The 18,849-nt window shown below is 69.3% G+C and carries 13 protein-coding genes; 9 read left to right on the plus strand and 4 right to left on the minus strand.

Features of this window, described 5'->3' with window-relative positions:
• Positions 1-133: 133 nt before the first annotated feature.
• On the minus strand, positions 134-3,352 hold the full coding sequence (locus ABTV91_RS04215; RefSeq protein ID WP_433853373.1) for an efflux RND transporter permease subunit: 3,219 nt from the start codon (positions 3,350-3,352) through the stop codon (positions 134-136).
• Between the two features lie 157 nt (positions 3,353-3,509).
• Entirely contained in the window at positions 3,510-4,757 is a 1,248-nt protein-coding gene (locus ABTV91_RS04220) for an efflux RND transporter periplasmic adaptor subunit (protein WP_433853374.1), read from the minus strand.
• A gap of 213 nt (positions 4,758-4,970) precedes the next feature.
• On the opposite strand from ABTV91_RS04220, the gene ABTV91_RS04225 reads away from it, so the two are divergent.
• The 8 genes from ABTV91_RS04225 to ABTV91_RS04260 all read left to right on the plus strand — a co-directional run bounded on the left by ABTV91_RS04225 (position 4,971) and on the right by ABTV91_RS04260 (position 14,529).
• The gene (locus ABTV91_RS04225; protein WP_433854115.1) at positions 4,971-6,287 is read left to right on the plus strand and encodes a M20 family metallopeptidase; all 1,317 of its coding nucleotides are present in this window, start codon (positions 4,971-4,973) and stop codon (positions 6,285-6,287) included.
• A gap of 43 nt (positions 6,288-6,330) precedes the next feature.
• The gene (locus ABTV91_RS04230; protein WP_433853375.1) at positions 6,331-7,194 is read left to right on the plus strand and encodes a DUF4261 domain-containing protein; all 864 of its coding nucleotides are present in this window, start codon (positions 6,331-6,333) and stop codon (positions 7,192-7,194) included.
• A 67-nt stretch (positions 7,195-7,261) separates the two neighbouring features.
• Positions 7,262-8,074, plus strand: coding sequence for an NADPH-dependent 7-cyano-7-deazaguanine reductase QueF (gene queF / locus ABTV91_RS04235; RefSeq protein ID WP_433853376.1), 813 nt, complete (start codon positions 7,262-7,264; stop codon positions 8,072-8,074).
• Between the two features lie 104 nt (positions 8,075-8,178).
• Complete coding sequence (locus ABTV91_RS04240) at positions 8,179-8,478, plus strand: LysM peptidoglycan-binding domain-containing protein (protein ID WP_433853377.1); 300 nt, start codon at positions 8,179-8,181, stop codon at positions 8,476-8,478.
• Between the two features lie 46 nt (positions 8,479-8,524).
• Positions 8,525-9,013 (plus strand): hypothetical protein, encoded by a 489-nt coding sequence (locus tag ABTV91_RS04245; protein WP_433853378.1) that lies wholly within the window; start codon positions 8,525-8,527, stop codon positions 9,011-9,013.
• 434 nt (positions 9,014-9,447) lie between these two features.
• The gene (locus tag ABTV91_RS04250) at positions 9,448-11,673 is read left to right on the plus strand and encodes an NADP-dependent isocitrate dehydrogenase (protein ID WP_433853379.1); all 2,226 of its coding nucleotides are present in this window, start codon (positions 9,448-9,450) and stop codon (positions 11,671-11,673) included.
• A 205-nt stretch (positions 11,674-11,878) separates the two neighbouring features.
• The gene (aceK, locus tag ABTV91_RS04255) at positions 11,879-13,600 is read left to right on the plus strand and encodes a bifunctional isocitrate dehydrogenase kinase/phosphatase (protein ID WP_433853380.1); all 1,722 of its coding nucleotides are present in this window, start codon (positions 11,879-11,881) and stop codon (positions 13,598-13,600) included.
• 59 nt (positions 13,601-13,659) lie between these two features.
• On the plus strand, positions 13,660-14,529 hold the full coding sequence (locus ABTV91_RS04260; protein WP_433853381.1) for an energy transducer TonB: 870 nt from the start codon (positions 13,660-13,662) through the stop codon (positions 14,527-14,529).
• Positions 14,530-14,604: 75 nt separating this feature from the next.
• Here ABTV91_RS04260 and rho read toward each other — a convergent pair whose 3' ends face one another.
• The gene (gene rho, locus ABTV91_RS04265) at positions 14,605-16,332 is read right to left on the minus strand and encodes a transcription termination factor Rho (protein ID WP_433853382.1); all 1,728 of its coding nucleotides are present in this window, start codon (positions 16,330-16,332) and stop codon (positions 14,605-14,607) included.
• 222 nt (positions 16,333-16,554) lie between these two features.
• A complete protein-coding gene (gene trxA, locus ABTV91_RS04270; RefSeq protein WP_343199659.1) occupies positions 16,555-16,884 on the minus strand; it encodes a thioredoxin TrxA in 330 nt (109 codons plus the stop codon).
• A gap of 197 nt (positions 16,885-17,081) precedes the next feature.
• Between trxA and rhlB the strand changes: the two genes are divergently transcribed.
• Positions 17,082-18,758, plus strand: coding sequence for an ATP-dependent RNA helicase RhlB (gene rhlB, locus ABTV91_RS04275; RefSeq protein WP_433853383.1), 1,677 nt, complete (start codon positions 17,082-17,084; stop codon positions 18,756-18,758).
• The last annotated feature ends 91 nt before the right edge of the window (positions 18,759-18,849 follow it).

Below are 18,849 nucleotides of genomic sequence, written 5' to 3' on the forward strand. Positions count from 1 at the left end.
GTAGACACCGGGACTGGGGACCCGGGACCGGGGACCCGGGGAAGCAGGAGCAACAGTGCGGCGCTGTTGCCGTTGCTTTTGCCGTTCCGGGTCCCCGGTCCCCGGTCCCGGGTCCCGCCAGAGAGCAGCCCCTTCACGCCCCCGCTCCCGCTGCCGTCCGCTGCTCGCGTCGTTTCGCGGCCCACTCGGAGAACCGCTCGAAGTACAGGTAGATCACCGGCGTGGTGTACAGCGTGACCAGCTGCGACAGCAGCAGGCCGCCGACGATGGCCACGCCCAGCGGGCGGCGCAGCTCCGAGCCGATGCCGGTGCCCAGCGCCAGCGGCAGCGCGCCAAGCATCGCTGCGGCGGTGGTCATCATGATCGGGCGGAAGCGCAGCAGGCAGGCGCGGCGGATCGCGTCGAAGGCGTTCATGCCGGCGCGCTGCGCGTCCAGCGCGAAGTCGATCATCATGATCGCGTTCTTCTTGACGATGCCGATCAGCAGCACGATGCCGACGATGCCGTCCACCGACAGGCTCATGCCGCACAGGTACAGCGCCAGCAGCGCGCCGACGCCGGCCGGGGGCAGGGTGGAGATGATGGTCAGCGGGTGGATCCAACTCTCGTAGAGCACGCCCAGCACGATGTAGATCACCGCGATGGCGGCCAGCAGCAGCATCACCACGTCGGTCTGGCTGCTGGAGAACTCGGCGGCGGTGCCGACAAACTGCGCCTGCATCTGTTGCGGCAGCTGCAGGTCCGCCACCGCCTTGTTGATCGCCGCCACGCCCTCGGACAGCGAATAGCCCGGCGCCAGGTTGAAGGAGATCGTCGCCGACGGCAGCTGCTGCTGGTGGCTGACGATCAGCGGCGCGGTGCCCGGCGTGGCGGTGGCGATGGCCGACAGCGGGATGGTGCCGCCGGCGCCCAGCGCGATGCCGGTGTTGCTGTTGCCGATGCCGGTGGCGGTGGAGGAGTTGCTGGAACTGACCTGGCCCAGCGTGGTGGCGTTGCTGCCGGTCAGCGCGCCGCTGCCGTTGCTGCCGATCGCCAGCTGGTTCATCAGTGCGTCGGAGGTTCGGAACTCCGGCGCCACTTCCAGCACCACGCGGTACTGGTTGAGCTGGGTGAAGATGGTGGAGATCTGGCGCTGGCCGTAGGCGTCGTACAGCGTGTCGTCGATGGTCTGCATCGGCACGCCGTAGCGGCTGGCCTTGTCGCGGTCCACTTCCACGTGCAGGGCGCGGCCGTTGTTGGCCAGGTTGTTGTCCACGTCGGCCAGTTCCGGCAGGCGGCGCAGCGCGTCGGTGACGCGCGCGGCCTGTTCGGCCAGCTCCCGGCTGTCCATGTCCGACAGCGAGAACTGGTAGGCGGTGGCGGCCACGCGCGTGTCCAGGGTCACGTCCTGCACCGGCTTGAGGTACAGCGCCACGCCGGGGATGTGCGCGGCGGCGGCCTGCAGCCGCGGCAGGATCACCTCCAGGCTGCCGCGTTCGCCACGGTCCTTGAGCACGATGTTGAGCTGGCCCTGGTTGAGCGTGGGGTTCATCGAGCCGGCGCCGATGTAGGCGGCGACGCCGGTCACCGCCTCGTCCTGGCGCAGCGCCTCGGCCACGGCCCGGGTGCGCTGCTGCATCTGTTCGAAGGCCACGTTCTGGTCGGCGATGACCACGCCGCTGACCATGCCGGTGTCCTGGTCGGGCAGCAGGCCCTTGGGAATGGCGGTGTACAGCAGCACGGTCAGCGCCACCGAGCCCAGCGCGATGCCCAGGGTCATGCGCTGGTGGCGCAGCACCCAGTCCAGGCTGGATTCGTACAGGTGCACCAGCTTCGACCACGCCGTCACCCTGCCCTGAGCGGCGGCGCGCTCGTGCGCGTCGTCGCCCTCGGGCAGCGCGTCGGGCTTGAGCAGGTAGGCGCACATCATCGGGGTGAGCGTCAGCGAGATCAGCATCGAGATCGCCACCGCGATCGACAGCACCCAGGCGAACTCGTGGAACAAGCGGCCGGTCACGCCGGGCATCAGGATCAGCGGCAGGAACACCGCGATCAGCGACACGGTCAGCGACAGGACGGTAAAACCGATCTCCTTCGCGCCGGTCTCGGCCGCGTCCTGGCCCTCCTTGCCCTGCTCGATGTAGCGCACGATGTTCTCGATCATCACGATCGCATCGTCCACCACGAATCCGGTGGCCACGGTCAGTGCCATCAGCGACAGGTTGTCCAGCGACATGCCGGCGAAGGCCATCACGCCGAAGGTGCCCAGCAGCGACAGCGGCACCGCCACCGACGGGATCACCGTGGCCCACAGCCGGCGCAGGAATACGAAGATCACCGCCACCACCAGGCAGATGGTGAGGACGAGGGTGAACTGCACGTCGTGCACCGAGGCGCGGATGGTGACGGTGCGGTCGGAGAACACGTCCAGGTTCACGTCCGCCGGCAGCATGTTCTGCAGGCCCGGCAGGATCTGGCGGATGTTCTGCACGGTCTTGACGATGTTGGCGCCGGGCTGGCGCCGCACTTCCAGCAGCACCGCCGGCTTGCCGTCGGCCCAGGCGGCGATCTGGTCGTTCTCCACGCCGTCGACCACGCTGGCCACGTCGCGCAGCCGCACCGGCGCGCCGTTGCGGTAGCGCACGATGATGTCGTTGTAGTCCGCCGCGTCGCTGAGCTGGTCGTTGGTGGACAGCGTGTAGCTCTGCGTCTTGCCGTTGAGCGAGCCCTTGGGCGCGTTGACGTTGGCCTGGGTCAGCGCGCTGCGCAGGTCTTCCAGGGTCATGCCCATGTTGGCCAGCTGCGCCGGGTTGGCCTGGATGCGCACGGCCGGGCGCACGTTGCCGGCGATCGACACCAGGCCGACGCCGTCCACCTGCGACAGGCGCTGCGCCAGCACCGAATCGGCCAGGTCGTTGACCTCGCGCAGCGGGCGCGTGTCCGAGGCCAGCTTGAGGGTCAGGATCGGCGCGTCGGCCGGGTTCACCCGGTTGTACACCGGCTGGTACGGCAGCGAGCCGGGCAGGGTGGCCTGGCGGATCGCCGCCTGCACGTCCTGCGCGGCGGTGTCGATGTCGCGCTCCATCGAGAACTGCAGCACGATGGTCGACAGGCCGGCCGAGGAATCGGAGGTCATCAGGTCCAGGCCGGAGATCTGGCCCAGCTGCCGCTCCAGCGGCGTGGTCACCAGCGAGGCCATGGTCTGCGCGCTGGCGCCGGGGTACTGCGTGGTCACCACCAGGCTGGGCGCCTCGATCTCCGGCAGGGCCGAAACCGGCAGGCGCTGGTAGCCGAGGATGCCGAGCAGCATCAGCCCGACCATCAGCAGCGAGGTGGCGATGGGGCGGCGGATGAAGAGAGTCGAAAAGCCCACGGTCGGTTCCTGTGGTGAGTGTGCGCGCGGCGCAGGGCGGTCAGCGCCCGCCCATGCTCCCGCCGCGCTCGTTGCGTGTCCCGCGCGCGGTGCTCACGCGTGCGGATGTGTCGGATGCCCGCCGCGCGCCATCACGCGCCGCGAGCAGGACCGGGCGTCAGCGCGGGCCACGGCCACCCCGGCCGGCGCCGCGCTTCTGGCTGGCGGCCTTCAGCTGTTCCTCGGTCGGCGCCGGCGGCGCCTGGCCCGGTTGCAGCGGATTGACCTTGACGCCTTCCTTGAGCCGGAACTGGCCCTCGGTCACCACCTTGTCGCCCGGCTGCAGGCCCTTGCTGATGACCACGTGGCTGTCGTCGACCTGGCCGCCCTGCGCCACCTCGCGCAGGGTGACGGTGTTGTCCGGCTTGATCAGGTAGACGAAATCGCCGGTGCTGCTGCGCTGCACGGCCTCGGCCGGCACCACCACGGCGTCGGGCAGCTCGTTGAGCTTCATGCGCACGTTGACGAACTGGCCCGGCCACAGCGCCTTGTCGGCGTTGGGGAATTCGGCGCGCAGGCGGAAGGTGCCGCTGGTGGCGCTGATCTGGTTGTCCACCACCTGCAGCCTGCCGTCGGCGTTGACCACCGCGCCGCCGGCGCGGTCCAGCGTCGCCGCTTCCAGCGGGCCGCTGCCCTGCGCCGCGCGCACCGCGTCCAGCTGCTGTTCGGGCAGGTTGAACAGCACGTAGATCGGCTGCAGCTGGGTCAGCGTGACCAGGGCGGTGCCGGCGCCCACCACGTTGCCGGGGTCGACCGCGCGGATGCCGGCCACGCCGTCGATGGGCGAGATGATGCGGGTATGGCCCAGCTGCACCCTGGCCTGGTTCGCCGTGGCCTGGGCCGCGGCCACCGCCGCCTGGTACTGGGCGACCTGGTTGCGCAGGGTGGTCAGGTCGGTCTGCGCCACGTACTGGCGGTAGGCCTCGGAATTGGAGCGTTCGTAGTTGGACTGGGCGGTGGCCAGCAGGGCCTGGTTCTGGCGCTGGCTGGCGATGGCCTGGTCGTACTGGGCCTGGAAGGTGCGCGGGTCGATGCGGGCCAGCAGGTCGCCCTTCTTCACCGCCTGCCCTTCCTTGAAATCCACGCTCAGCAGCTCGCCGCCGACCTGCGGGCTGACCGTGACCGTGTTGTAGGCGGCCACCGTGCCCTGCGCGGTGACGTAGACCGGCACGTTCCTGCGTTCGGCGGACACCGCGGTGACCGGTACCGGATCGCGCGCCTTGTCGCCGCCGCCCCAGCCGCCGGCCGCGCCCGCGGCTGGCGCCGCGCCGCCGGCCTTCTTGCCGCCTCCCATCACCCGGTAGCCGATGCCCGCCACGAGCAGGATGGCGATGACGAGCAGCACGATCTTCCAGAAACGCGACATGCGGAAAACTCCCGGGGAACCGATTGGCGAAGAGGCGGGCACAACGGCGCAGAGCATAACGCCGGGCTGCGACGGGCCGCGCATGACCGATGGGCCACGCGCTCAAACCCGTATTGGTGGTGAACGGTTCCGCCGCGCATCGGTTGACACTCGTCGCCCCCGTCCGTTTGCCCTACATTCACCTCTCGATTGCCGACGAGGAAAGCCCGGATGATCCGCAAGACCGTTCTGTTGACCGCGCTGTCGTGCGCCCTGGCCTCCACCTCCGCCCTGGCCGCCGACGGCCAGCGCCCGGAAGTGGAGGCGGCCGCCGCGCGCCTGCAGCGGCAGGTGGTGGAGTGGCGCCGCGACTTCCACCAGCACCCGGAGCTGTCCAACCGCGAGGAGCGCACCGCCGCCAAGGTCGCCGAGCGCCTGCGCGCGATGGGCCTGCAGCCGAAGACCGGCGTGGCCGTGCACGGCGTGGTGGCGATCATCAAGGGCGCCCTGCCGGGGCCGAAGATCGCCCTGCGCGCGGACATGGACGCGCTGCCGGTGACCGAGCAGACCGGGCTGCCGTTCGCCTCCACCGCCACGGCCGAGTACCGCGGCGAGAAGGTCGGGGTGATGCACGCCTGCGGCCACGACGCCCACACCGCGACCCTGCTCGGCGTGGCCGACGCGCTGGTGGCGATGCGCGAGCGGCTGCCGGGCGAAGTGATGCTGATCTTCCAGCCGGCCGAGGAAGGCGCGCCGCCGCCGGAGCAGGGCGGCGCCGAGCTGATGCTCAAGGAAGGCCTGTTCAAGGACTTCAAGCCGGAGGCGGTGTTCGGCCTGCATGTGTTCTCCAGCGTCCAGGCGGGGCAGATCGCGGTGCGCGGCGGCCCGCTGATGGCGGCCTCGGACCGCTTCTCCATCACCGTCAACGGCCGCCAGACCCATGGCTCGGCGCCGTGGAACGGCATCGACCCGATCGTCGCCGCGGCCGACCTGATCGGCACCGCGCAGACCATCGTCAGCCGCCGCGCCAACCTGTCCAAACAGCCGGCGGTGCTGACGGTCGGCGCGATCAAGGGCGGCATCCGCTACAACATCATCCCCGACGCGGTGGAGATGGTGGGCACCATCCGCACCTTCGACCCGGACATGCGCCGGCAGATCTTCGCCGACCTGCGCAACGTCGCCGAGCACACCGCCGCCGCGCATGGCGCCACCGCCACCACCGACATCTACGAGAAGGACGGCAACCCGGCCACGGTCAACGACCCGGCGCTGACCGCGCGCATGCTGCCCAGCCTGCAGGCCGTGGTCGGCAAGGACAACGTCTACGAGCCGCCGCTGCAGATGGGTTCGGAGGATTTCTCGCTGTATGCGCAGCAGGTGCCGGCGATGTTCTTCTTCGTCGGCTCGACGGGCGAGGGCATCGACCCGGCCACCGCGCCCAGCAACCACTCGCCGAAGTTCCTGCTCGACGAGAAGGCGCTGGACGTGGGCCTGCGCGCGCTGCTGCAGGTGTCGCTGGACTATCTGCACGGTGGCAAGGCGGGGTGACCCCCGCCAGTATCGTGCCCCCGATACGGAAGAAGGACCTCCCATGAGCGCCAGCCTGGCCATGCTGCTGCAGTCGCAGCTCGATCCCACGCTCACTGCCGATGCCCTGCTCGCGCAGATGCGCAGCGATTGGCCCGACCTGGACCCGTCGCTGCTGCGGCTGGGCGAAATGCCCGCCGACGATGGCCCGGACAAGGCCGCCGGCGATGACGCGTCGCCGGTGCAGTGCCTGGAGTACGGCGATTCCCTGATCGCGCTGATGCCCATCCCGGCGCGGATCGGCGACGACATCGCCCCGATCTGCGCGCACAGCCGGCTGTGGCCCAACGCCACGCCGGCGCCGGTGGATTACGCCGCGCACACCCTCGTCACCGTGATGGAGTTCGGCCAGGACGGCCAGGACACCAACCTGCTCGCCCAGGCCGCGCTGCTCAGCCGCGTGCTGGCCTCGGCCATTGCCCTGTCCGGCAGCATCCAGGCGGTGTATTTCGGCAGTGCCAACCACGTGGTGCTGCCGGGCCTGTTCCGTGACCTGGCCCAGGCCACCCTGCCGGCGCCGATGCCGCTCGCCTGGGTGGCGATCAACGTCGGCGAGCGCCCGGACGGGGTGATGACCGGGCACACCCGCGGCATGGACATGCTGGGGCTGATGGACATCGAGATTCCCGAGACCCGGGACAGTGCCGAAGAGGTGTTCGGCCGGCTCACCGGCATCGTCGATTACCTGGTCGAGAACGGCATGGTCATCGGCGACGGCGACACCCTGGGGGCGAGTGCCGAGGAACGCATCCGCGTCGTCTACGGCCCCTCGGCGCTGGACCCGGAGCGGCAGGTGATGCGCCTGCAGAGCGGGGAGGTGGCGCAGGCCAGGCCGGGCACGCCATGGTGGAAGCGCCTGCTGAACTGAACCTGCGCAGTCGAAAGCGCCGGTCGGTAAATACGCCGCTCAAGCGGCTGCCCCTACAATGGCGCCGATGAACACCCCCCACGATTCCAGCCTGGGCCGCGAGGTCGCCTACCCCTCGCAGTACGACCCGGGCCTGCTGTTCCCGATTCCGCGTGCCGCCGCGCGCGCCGAGATCGGCCTGGGCGCCACGCTGCCCTTCGTCGGCCAGGACCGCTGGCATGTCTACGAACTGGGCTGGCTGGACGCACGCGGCAAGCCGTGCGTGGCCACCGCCACGCTGTGGGTGCCGGCTACCTCGCCCCATCTGGTCGAATCCAAGTCGCTCAAGCTCTACCTGAACTCCCTCAACGCGGCGCGCTTCGACAGCGCCGCCGACGTGCGCGCGCGCATCGCCGCCGATCTTTCGGCCTGCGCCGGGGCCGGGGTCGCGGTCGAGTTCGGCCTGCCGCCGGTGGCCGACGCCGAGGGCGACTCCCTCGACGGCCTGGACCTGGACATCGACCACTACGGCCCGCCGCAGGCCGGGTTCCTGCATGCCGACGCCGGCGATGACGCCGCCGAAACGCTGGTCTCGGCCCTGCTCAAATCCAACTGCCCGGTGACCGGGCAACCGGACTGGGCCAGCGTCAGCATCCGCTACGCCGGCCCGCGCATCGACCGCGGCGGGCTGCTGCGCTACCTGGCCAGCTACCGCGACCACGCCGAATTCCATGAGCAGTGCGTGGAGCGCATCTTCCTGGACCTGCTGCGCCACTGCGGCTGCCGCTCGCTGGACGTGGAGGCGCGCTACACCCGCCGTGGCGGCCTGGACATCAATCCGCGCCGTTCGACCGCGGACTTCGCCGCCGGCCACCGCCCCTTCCGCGACCCGCGCCAGTAATCCGGCCGGGGCCGTTCCCGGGTATACGCCGGCTTTACGCCGGCGCGATGGTTCCTTAACGCGCGCGGTGCAATCGTGGCACCCAGCCAAGGAGGAACGACCCGATGAGCAACGACAAGAAAGCCGATTTTTCGGACGTGACGTCCAGGGTGGACAGCACGGCCGAGGTCGTGCAGAAGGCGGACTTTTCCGACGTGACGGCGCGCGTGGATTCCACCGCGCAGATCGTCGGCGAGCAGGCCTACACCGTGCAGAAGGGCGACAGCCTTTCCAGGATCGCCAAGAACCTGCTGGGCGACGCCAATGCATGGAAGCGGATCTTCGAAGCCAACCGCGACGTGCTCGACGACCCGGACAAGATCTATCCCGGGCAGACCCTGAAGATCCCGCCCCGCCAGGGCTGAGGCCGCCAGGCCGGACCGCCCATTCCCTCCCATTCCGGAGCATCCCATGAAGAAGACTTCGCTCAGCAGTGCCCTGATGATCGCCCTGGCCGGTACGCTGGCCCTGGCCGGTTGCAAGAAGGAAGAAACCGCGCCGCCGCCGATGGAAAGCACCCCGGCGCCCGCGCCGATGACCGAGCCGGCACCGGCTCCCGCCCCGGCCGCGCCTGCGGTCAGCGTCACCTCGATCACCGTCGGCAATACCGCCGCGGCCGACAAGTCGGTGGCGCCGGTGGCGATGATCGGCGGCAAGGACAAGATCATCGTCTCGGTGAAGACCGATGGCGCCGCCAACAACGCCACGCTGGCCGCCAAGCTCACCTACCAGGACGGGCAGGTTGCCGGCGAGCAGACCGCACCGCTCAACACCAGCGGCGCCGAGACCACCAACATCGAGTTCAGCAAGGCAAGCGCATGGCCCGCCGGCAAGTACCGCGCGGACGTGACCCTGGATGGCCAGCCGGTCGGCACCACCCAGGAGTTCGAAGTGAAGTAGCAAGCGGCATCCACCTGCCGCCCCTCTCTCCCGGCAGGTGCAGGCCATGGGCGCAGTCGCGAGACTGCGCCTTTTTTTGTTCCCTCCGTCCATGCGGGACCGCGGGCTCCCGGAGAGCGATGTCGAAAGCCGCTGCGGCGGCTGTCGTGCGTTCTTCCGTCCGCCCGGCCGATCGCCGGAGGGGCGGTGCCGGATCGGCTGCGGCAATGCCCATGGCATCGCCTTCCTCGACGGAGCGGGCCGGCGGTTCCCACGCTTCTTCGCGCATCGACGTGCGCCTGCCCGGTTGATGCATGCCACATGACCAGATGCCATGAACCGCGGCGACAGGCCCGTGGCCGGAACCGTACCCGCCCGTTTTGCCCGAACCGTCGCGACGCGCGACAATGCCGCGCTGACTTTCCAGCCTTTACTTCCGACGGAAACCATCCCCCATGTCCGATACGCCGAAGATCATCTACACGCTCACCGACGAAGCCCCGTTCCTGGCGACGCAGTCGCTGCTGCCGATCATCGACGCGTATGCCACCACTGCCGGCATCGCGGTGGAGACCCGCGACATCTCGCTCTCCGGCCGCATCCTGTCGCAGTTCCCGGACTACCTGCAGGACGGGCAGAAGATCAGCGACGACCTGGCCGAGCTGGGCGAACTGGCGACGAAGCCGGAAGCCAACATCATCAAGCTGCCCAACATCAGCGCCTCGGTGCCGCAGCTCAAGGCGGCGATCAAGGAGCTGCAGGACCAGGGCTACGCCCTGCCGAACTATCCGGACGCGCCGACCGACGACGTCTCGCGCGACATCAAGGCGCGCTACGACAAGGTCAAGGGCAGCGCGGTGAACCCGGTGCTGCGCGAGGGCAACTCGGACCGCCGCGCGCCGCTGTCGGTCAAGAACTACGCGCGCAAGCACCCGCACCGCATGGGCGCGTGGAGCGGCGATTCGAAGTCGCACGTCGCGCACATGGACGGCGGCGATTTCTACGGCAGCGAACAGTCGGTCACGCTGGCCAGCGCTGGCAACCTGAAGATCGAACTGGTGCAGGACGACGGCCAGAACGTCGTGCTGAAGGAAAAGACTGCGGTCAAGGCCGGCGAGATCGTCGATGCCTCGGTTATGTCGCGCCGCGCGCTGGCCGCCTTCGTCGCCGCGCAGATAGAAGATGCGCGAGCGCAGGGCGTGCTGTTCTCGCTGCACCTGAAGGCGACCATGATGAAGGTCTCCGACCCGATCATGTTCGGCGTGGTGGTCGAGGAGTTCTACAAGGACGTGCTGGGCAAGTACGCCGCCGAACTCAGGCAGGCCGGCTTCGACCCGAACAACGGCATCGGCGACCTGTACGCGCGCCTGCCGTCGCTGCCGGAAGCCACCCAGGAGGCGATCAAGGCCGACATCGCCGCCGAGTACGCCAGGCGTCCGGCCGTGGCGATGGTCAATTCCGACAAGGGCATCACCAACCTGCACGTGCCCAGCGACGTGATCGTCGACGCCTCGATGCCGGCGATGATCCGCGACTCCGGCCGCATGTGGAACGCCGAAGGCAAGCTGCAGGACACCAAGGCGCTGATCCCGGACCGCTGCTACGCCGGCGTCTACCAGGCGGTGATCGAGGACTGCAAGGCGCACGGCGCGTTCGACCCGGCCACCATGGGCAGCGTGCCGAACGTCGGCCTGATGGCGCAGAAGGCCGAGGAATACGGCAGCCACGACAAGACCTTCCAGATCCCGGCCAACGGCACCGTGCGCGTCAGCGACGACGCCGGCAACGTGGTGTTCGAGCACACCGTGGAAGCCGGCGACATCTGGCGCATGTGCCAGGCCAAGGACGCGCCGATCCAGGACTGGGTCAAGCTGGCCGTCAGCCGCGCGCGCCTGAGCGGCACGCCGGCCGTGTTCTGGCTGGATGCCCACCGCGCGCATGACGCGCAGGTGATCGCCAAGGTCGAGACCTACCTGAAGGACCACGACACCAGCGGCCTGGACATCCGCATCCTGTCGCCGGTGGAAGCCACGAAGTTCTCGCTGGAGCGCATCCGCAAGGGCCAGGACACCATCTCGGTAACCGGCAACGTGCTGCGCGACTACCTGACCGACCTGTTCCCGATCCTGGAGCTGGGCACCAGCGCCAAGATGCTGTCGATCGTGCCGCTGATGGCCGGCGGCGGCCTGTTCGAGACCGGCGCCGGCGGCTCGGCGCCCAAGCACGTGCAGCAGTTCGTCGAAGAGGATTACCTGCGCTGGGATTCGCTGGGCGAGTTCCTGGCCCTGGCCGCCTCGCTGGAACACCTTGCCCAGCGCTACGGCAACACCGCCGCCGCGGTGCTGGCCAAGGCGCTGGACGAAGCCAACGGCACGTTCCTGGACAACGACCGCTCGCCGGGCCGCAAGCTCGGCACCATCGACAACCGCGGCAGCCACTTCTACATCGCGCTGTATTGGGCCCAGGCCCTGGCCGCGCAGGACGAGGACGCCGCGCTGAAGGCGAAGTTCGCCCCGCTGGCCAAGGCGCTGGCCGACAACGAGCAGAAGATCGTCGAGGAACTGATCGCGGTGCAGGGCAAGGCCGTGGACATCGGCGGCTACTACCGCCCGGACCTCGGCAAGACCAGCAAGGCGATGCGCCCGAGCGCGACCCTCAACGCCGCGCTGGCGGCGCTCTGACCGACCCCGCTGTCGTTTGACCCGAACCCGCATCGCCCCGGCGATGCGGGTTCTTCGTTTATGGACGCCGCCCCTTTCGCAGGAGCGACTTCAGTCGCGAAAGGGCTTCACTGGTAAAGTCCCATCGCGACTGAGGTCGCTCCTACGGGGGCGGCAAGCGTCACCCGGGTGCGGTAGGGTGAAGCCCGGCGCCCCGACTCCCGCAATGCCGATGCCTGCCACCGAATCCGCCCACGCCATCGCCGCCTGCATCCGCGATGGTTTCGAGGACTACCACGCGCGTTTCGCCGCCATCACCGCGCGCGCGCGGTCGCGTTTCGAGCAGCGCGACTGGGCGGCGGCGCGCGTCGATGCGGTCGAACGCATCGAACTCTACGACCTGTGCATCGGCGGGTGCATGACGCGCCTGCAGGCCATCGCCGGTGCTGCGCCCGATCGCGCGTCGTGGGTGCGGGTGCGTGCGGCCTTCGCCGCGCTGGTCGAAGGGCTGATCGACGGCGAGCTGTACAAGACCTTCTACAACACCCTGACCCGGCGGCTGTTCGCCACTCGCGGCGTGGACGATGCCATCGAGTTCATGGCGATCGACATCGAGCCGTCCGACGCCATCACCCATCCGGTCGCGCGCCACGTCTACACCGTTTCCGAGGCGCGCCCGGCCGACGCTTTCGAGCGCGTGCTGGCCGACTACCGCTTCGACGTGCCGTACCGGCACCGCCTGCGCTGCGCCGCCGCCATCGCCGTGCGCCTGCAGGACGACCTGGCGCACTGGGGGCCGAACCCGGTGCGTGCCATCGAACTGCTGGAAACCGTGTTCTACCGCGAGCGCCGTGCCTACCTGGTCGGCCGCGTGTTCGGCGAGCACCGTTTCTCGCCGTGCGTGATCGCGCTGGTCAACGACGGCGACGGCCTGCGCGCGGAAGCGGTGCTCAGCCGCCGCCGCGACGTGGCGCACCTGTTCGGCGTGTCGCGCAGCTATTTCCAGGCCGACCTGCCTACCGTCGCCGATGCGGTGGTGTTCCTGCGCAGCCTGCTGCCGGGCAAGCCGGTGGACGAGATCTACACCGTGCTCGGCCGCGCCAAGCAGGGCAAGACCGAGCGCTACCGCACCTTCTTCCGCCATTTCCAGCAGCATGCGAACGAGCGGCTGGTGCAGGCCGAAGGCACGCCGGGCATGGTGATGGCGGTGTTCACCCTGCCGAGCTACCCGCTGGTGTTCAAGCTGATCCGCGACCGCTTCGCCTGGCCCAAGACCATGAGCCGGCAGGATGTGGAGGACCGCTACGCGCTGGTGTTCAACCTGGACCGCATCGGCCGCCTGCTCGACGCGCAGCCGTATCGCCACCTGCGCTTCCCGCTGGCGCGCTTCGCTCCGGAACTGCGCGACGAGCTGCTGCAAAGCTGCGCGCGCAGCGTGCGTGTGGAGGGCGAGGACCTGGTGATCTCGCTGTGCTACGTGCAGCGGCGCTTCCGCCCGCTCAACCTGTACCTGCGCGAGCAGACCGCCCAGGCCGCGTGCGCGGCGGCACTGGACTACGCCCAGGCCATCGCCGACATGGCGCGCAACGACATCTTTCCCGGCGACATGCTGCTGAAGAACTTCGGCGTGTCGCGTCACGGCCGCGCCGTTTTCTACGACTACGACGAACTGTGCAGGGTCCGCGATTGCAACTTCCGCGACTGGCCGCGGCCGCGCGACGCCGAGGAATCCATGGCTGCCGAGCCATGGTTCCATGTCGCGTCCAACGATGTGTTTCCCGAGCGCTTCCCCTTGTTCATGGGCCTGCCGCGCCCGCTGATGGACGCGGTGCGCGAAGCGCATGGCGAACTGTTCGACCCGCTGTGGTGGCGTGGCCTGCAGGCCACCTTCGCCCGTGGTGAGTTCCCCGACACGCCGCCCTATCCACGTACGCTGCGGCTGGCGTGAACATCGCCGCCGGAAACGCTACAGTCGCGACCTGGACATGGAGTGGCAAGGAGAGCGTCATGCTGAAGTCGTTGCGTCGCGGGGCCGTGCTGGCCGCGTTGCTGTTGGTGGCCGTTGCCGCGTCGGCCGCCGGGCCGGGGGCCGTGCGCAAGCAGGCCGAGATGGGCATGCAGCTGTCCGGGCAGATCGATATCGCGCCCGATGGCAGCGTGGAGGCGGTGCGGCTGGACCAGCAGGACCGGCTGAGCGCGGAGCTGGCCCGTTTCGTGCGGAGCTCGGTGATGGGCTGGGCCTTCGTGCCGGTGGTCCGAGACGGCAAGCCGGTCGCCGCACGTTCGCCGTTGATGCTGCGCCTGGTCGGCAAGAGGCTGGAAGACGGAGGTACCGAGGTGGCCATCCGCAGCGCCACCTTCGAGGCCTACGATCCGGAAAGCAGGAGCGCGGTCACGGCCTTGAAGATGACGCCGCCGAGCTACCCGCGTTCGATGTACGAGGTGGGGGCGCAGGGCAATGTCTACCTGATCGTCAGGGTCGGGCGCGATGGCCGCGTCGAGGATGCATACGTGGAACAGGTCAACATGACCGTGGTGGCCAGCGAGAGCCAGATGCGCCGGTTCCGCCAGGTGCTGGGCGGCAATGCGCTGGCCGCGGCGCGCAAGTGGGAGTTCCGCGTTCCGGTTGAAGGCGAGGACGTGGATGCGCCGCACTGGAATGTGCGCGTGCCGGTGCACTATGCAATGCTCGACAGGGCCCAGCCGATGCCGGACGAGTACGGCACGTGGCAGGCCTACATCCCCGGACCGCGCGAACGCGCGCCGTGGATCAGCGACGAGGACTGGGAGAACGGTTCGGACGCACTGGCCAACGGTGGCGTCTACATGGCCGGCCGTGGCGGCGGGCCGAAGCTGCTGACGCCGCTGGAAGGCTGAGCGCGCTGGCTGCACCCACCACGGAAAAGCCCCGCGTTCGCGGGGCTTTTCCGTTACAGCCGATCCCGCGGGGAATCAGCGCTTCATCGAACCGAAGAACTCGTCGTTGGACTTGGTGTTCTTCATCTTGTCCAGCAGGAATTCCATCGCCGCGATCTCGTCCATCGGGTGCAGCAGCTTGCGCAGGATCCAGATCTTCTGCAGCAGCTCCGGCTCGATCAGCAGGTCCTCGCGGCGGGTGCCGGAGCGGTTGATGTCGATGGCCGGGTAGACGCGCTTCTCGGTGATGCGGCGGTTCAGGTGCACTTCGCTGTTGCCGGTGCCCTTGAATTCTTCATAGATCACCTCGTCCATCTTCGAGCCGGTCTCGACCAGCGCGGTGGCGATGATGGTCAGCGAGCCGCCTTCCTCGACGTTGCGCGCCGCGCCGAAGAAACGCTTCGGGCGGTGCAGGGCGTTGGCGTCGACGCCGCCGGTCAGCACCTTGCCGGAGCTGGGCACGACGTTGTTGTAGGCGCGGGCCAGGCGGGTGATCGAGTCCAGCAGGATCACCACGTCCTTCTTGTGCTCGACCAGGCGCTTGGCGCGCTCGATCACCATTTCGGCGACCTGCACGTGGCGCGCGGCCGGCTCGTCGAAGGTCGAGGAGACCACTTCGCCGCGCACGGTGCGCTGCATTTCGGTCACTTCTTCCGGGCGCTCGTCCACCAGCAGCACGATCAGGTGCACTTCCGGGTGGTTGGTGGTGATGGCCGTGGCGATCTGCTGCATCATCATCGTCTTGCCCGCCTTGGGCGGGGAGACGATCAGCGCGCGCTGGCCCTTGCCCTGCGGCGCCATCAGGTCGAGGATGCGGCCGGTGATGTCTTCCGAGGAGCCGTTGCCGCGTTCCAGGGTGAAGCGCTTGCGCGGGAACAGCGGGGTCAGGTTCTCGAACAGCACCTTGTTCTTCGACGCTTCGATCGGCTCGCCGTTGATGGTGTCGACGATGTTCAGCGCGAAGTAGCGCTCGCCGTCCTTCGGGAAGCGGATGCGGCCGGAGATGTGGTCGCCGGTGCGCAGGTTGAAGCGGCGGATCTGGCTGGGCGAGATGTAAGTGTCGTCCGGGCCGGCCAGGTAGCTGGCCTCGGCCGCGCGCAGGAAGCCGAAGCCGTCGGGCAGGATCTCCAGCACGCCATCGGCGGCGACGCCCTCGCCATGCCGGGTCAGCACCTTCAGCAGCGCGAAGATCACGTCCTGCTTGCGGGCGCGGGCCACGCCGTCGGTGATCTGCAGCTGCTCGGCGATCTCCAGCAGCTTGTGCGCCGGCATCTTCTTCAGGTCGCTCAGCGAGTAGACCGGGAAGCCTTCCGGCACCGAGGGGTGCGGGCGCGGCACGAAGGTTTCGTTGCCGTTGTCGCCGGGCAGGCCGTCGTCGCGGAAGCGGTCGCGGTTGCGCTCGCGGCGGTTGCGGAAGCGGTCGCGGCGGTTGCCCTGGCCTTGGCCCTGGCCCTGCTGGTTCTGCTGGCCGTGACGCTGGCCGTTGTTGTTGCCGTCGTTGCCGCGCGGCTCGCCGCCCTCCTGGCCACCCTGCGGGTTGCCGGCCGGCGTGGACGCCTGGCCTTCATTGCCCGGGGCCGGAGCGGCGGGGGCGGGAGAAGCGTCGCCGGCGGGCAGCGGCAGGGCGGACTGGGCCGGGGCGGCGGCGGGAGCGGGGCTGCTGCTGTCGCCGGCCTCGGTGGCCTTGGCGACACGCGGCTTGCGCACGCGCTTCTCGACGGGCGCGTCGGCGCTCCCGGTTTCGGAAGGAGTGTTCTCGGACAAGTGCTTGATTCCTCTCGCTGACGTGCGAGCGCCCGATGGGGGCGGCGAACTGGTTGGGAATGATCCGGACGAGAACCCGGCCGGAGGGTGCGGCAGGCGAACGCTGCCGGATGCGGCGACACTAACACCGCCGCGCGCGGCGGTGCAAGAAGGCGGGAAACGCCCGTTGGGCCGCGGTATGGCTGGCCCGGAGCCGGCGGCGGCGGCCGCCGGCGGGGTGGATCAGGCCAGCGCCTTGTCGATCATCTGGCTCAGCTGGCCCTTGCCGACGGCGCCGATCTGGGTGGCCTGGATCTGGCCGTCCTTGAACAGCAGCAGCATCGGGATCGAGCGCACGTGGTACTTGACCGCGGTGGCGCGGTTCTCGTCGACATTGAGCTTGGCGATCTTCAGCTTGCCGTCGTAGGCGTCGGCAAGTTCGTCCAGCACCGGCGAGATCATCTTGCACGGGCCGCACCATTCGGCCCAGAAGTCCACCAGCACGGGGGTACCGGACTGCAGCACGGCGGCGTCGAAATCGGCATCGCCGACGTGTAGAACCTTATCGCTCACTTGGGGAGTCTCCTGGGGCAATGCGACGGCCCATGCCGGGTTGGCTGCCGCATTGCGCTAAACTGGGGCATTGCGCGGACTTGAGGCTTGGCCTTGGCGTCGCGCGACCCGGCGCAGGGGCCGCAGTGTGCGACGGTGCCCGATACGATGCAAGCCGCCCGGCCAACCTGGCCGGCTGGCACTACCAAGACCGAATAATGAGCGACAAACCGCTGACTGATGTGACTTTTTCCTCCTTCGAGCTGCAACCGGCCCTGCTGGCCGGGTTGGAAGGAGCCGGATTCACCCGCTGTACCCCGATCCAGGCGCTGACCCTGCCGGTGGCCCTGCCCGGTGGCGACGTCGCCGGCCAGGCGCAGACCGGCACCGGCAAGACGCTGGCGTTCCTGGTGGCGGTCATCAACCGGCTGCTGAGCCGGCCGGCGCTGGCCGACCGCAAGCCGGAGGACCCGCGCGCGCTGATCCTGGCGCCGACCCGCGAACTGGCCATCCAGATCCACAAGGACGCGATGAAGTTCGCCTCCGACTCGGGCCTGCGCTTCGCCCTGGTCTACGGCGGCGTCGACTACGACAAGCAGCGCGAGCTGCTGCAGAAGGGCGTGGACGTGATCATTGCCACCCCGGGCCGCCTGATCGACTACGTCAAGCAGCACAAGGTGGTCTCGCTGCATGCCTGCGAGATCTGCGTGCTGGACGAAGCCGACCGCATGTTCGACCTGGGCTTCATCAAGGACATCCGCTTCCTGCTGCGGCGCATGCCCGAGCGCACCACGCGCCAGACCCTGCTGTTCTCGGCCACCCTCAGCCACCGCGTGCTGGAGCTGGCCTACGAGCACATGAACGAGCCGCAGAAGCTGGTGGTGGAAACCGACAACATCACCGCCGACCGCGTGCGCCAGCGCATCTACTTCCCGTCCGACGAGGAGAAGCTGCCGCTGCTGCTGGGCCTGCTCTCGCGCAGCGAGGGCGCGCGCACCATGGTGTTCGTCAATACCAAGGTGTTCGTCGAGCGCGTGGCGCGCGCGCTGGAACGGGCCGGCTACCGCGTCGGCGTGCTGTCCGGCGACGTGCCGCAGAAGAAGCGCGAGAGCCTGCTCAACCGCTTCCAGAAGGGCCAGCTGGAAATCCTCGTCGCCACCGACGTGGCCGCGCGCGGCCTGCACATCGACGGCATCAAGTACGTCTACAACTACGACCTGCCGTTCGACGCCGAGGACTACGTGCACCGCATCGGCCGCACCGCGCGGCTGGGCGAGGAAGGCGACGCGATCAGTTTCGCCTGCGAACGCTATGCGATGAGCCTGCCGGACATCGAGGCCTACATCGAGCAGAAGATTCCCTCCGAGCCGGTCACCAAGGAACTGCTGACCGCGCTGCCGCGCCCGGAACGCCCGGCGCCGACTGAAGGCGAGGGCGAGGAGAACGAGAGCGTCGGCGCGATCTTCCGCGAAGCGCGCGAAGCCCGCGCCGCCGAGGAGGAGCGCCGTGGCGGCGGCCGCAGCGGCGGCCGTTCCTCCGGCGGTGGCCGTGGCGAACGCCGCGACGGCGAGCGCCGTCCGCGCGGCCCGCGCAAGCCGCGCGTGGAAGGCGAGCAGGTGGCTGCCGCTGCCGAGGCCGCGCCGGCACCGCGTCCGCCCCGTCCGCCGCGTGCCGAAGGCGCGCCGGATGCGGCGGTGGAAGGCGAGCGCGCGCCGCGCAAGCGTCGTCGCCGTCGCCATGGCCGGCCGGTGGAAGGTGCCGAAGCCGCGGCCGTGGCCGCCAGCACCGGTCCGGTGCAGGTGCCGGCCACGCCGATGCGCGCCGCCGGCAACGACAGCGATTCGTTCCTGACCCGCCTGGGCCGCAAGATCCGCCGGATGCTGGCGGGCGATTGATCGCGAGGGTGCCGGCCGATGGCCGGCCGCCTTGTCGACCGCAGGAGCGTACCCCGGTGCGCTCCTGTTTCGTTTCCGGCGTCGCCTGCGC

It is taken from the genome of Stenotrophomonas nitritireducens, assembly GCF_050984405.1.
Lineage (GTDB): Bacteria > Pseudomonadota > Gammaproteobacteria > Xanthomonadales > Xanthomonadaceae > Stenotrophomonas > Stenotrophomonas nitritireducens_B.

What these genes read in the sequence shown, in the direction of transcription:
- ABTV91_RS04220 (WP_433853374.1), bottom strand. Translation starts at nt 4,757, where the DNA reads ATGTCGCGTTTCTGGAAGATCGTGCTGCTCGTCATCGCCATCCTGCTC.
- ABTV91_RS04230 (WP_433853375.1), top strand. Translation starts at nt 6,331, where the DNA reads ATGAGCGCCAGCCTGGCCATGCTGCTGCAGTCGCAGCTCGATCCCACG.
- queF (WP_433853376.1), top strand. Translation starts at nt 7,262, where the DNA reads ATGAACACCCCCCACGATTCCAGCCTGGGCCGCGAGGTCGCCTACCCC.
- ABTV91_RS04240 (WP_433853377.1), top strand. Translation starts at nt 8,179, where the DNA reads ATGAGCAACGACAAGAAAGCCGATTTTTCGGACGTGACGTCCAGGGTG.
- ABTV91_RS04245 (WP_433853378.1), top strand. Translation starts at nt 8,525, where the DNA reads ATGAAGAAGACTTCGCTCAGCAGTGCCCTGATGATCGCCCTGGCCGGT.
- ABTV91_RS04250 (WP_433853379.1), top strand. Translation starts at nt 9,448, where the DNA reads ATGTCCGATACGCCGAAGATCATCTACACGCTCACCGACGAAGCCCCG.
- aceK (WP_433853380.1), top strand. Translation starts at nt 11,879, where the DNA reads ATGCCGATGCCTGCCACCGAATCCGCCCACGCCATCGCCGCCTGCATC.
- ABTV91_RS04260 (WP_433853381.1), top strand. Translation starts at nt 13,660, where the DNA reads ATGCTGAAGTCGTTGCGTCGCGGGGCCGTGCTGGCCGCGTTGCTGTTG.
- rhlB (WP_433853383.1), top strand. Translation starts at nt 17,082, where the DNA reads ATGAGCGACAAACCGCTGACTGATGTGACTTTTTCCTCCTTCGAGCTG.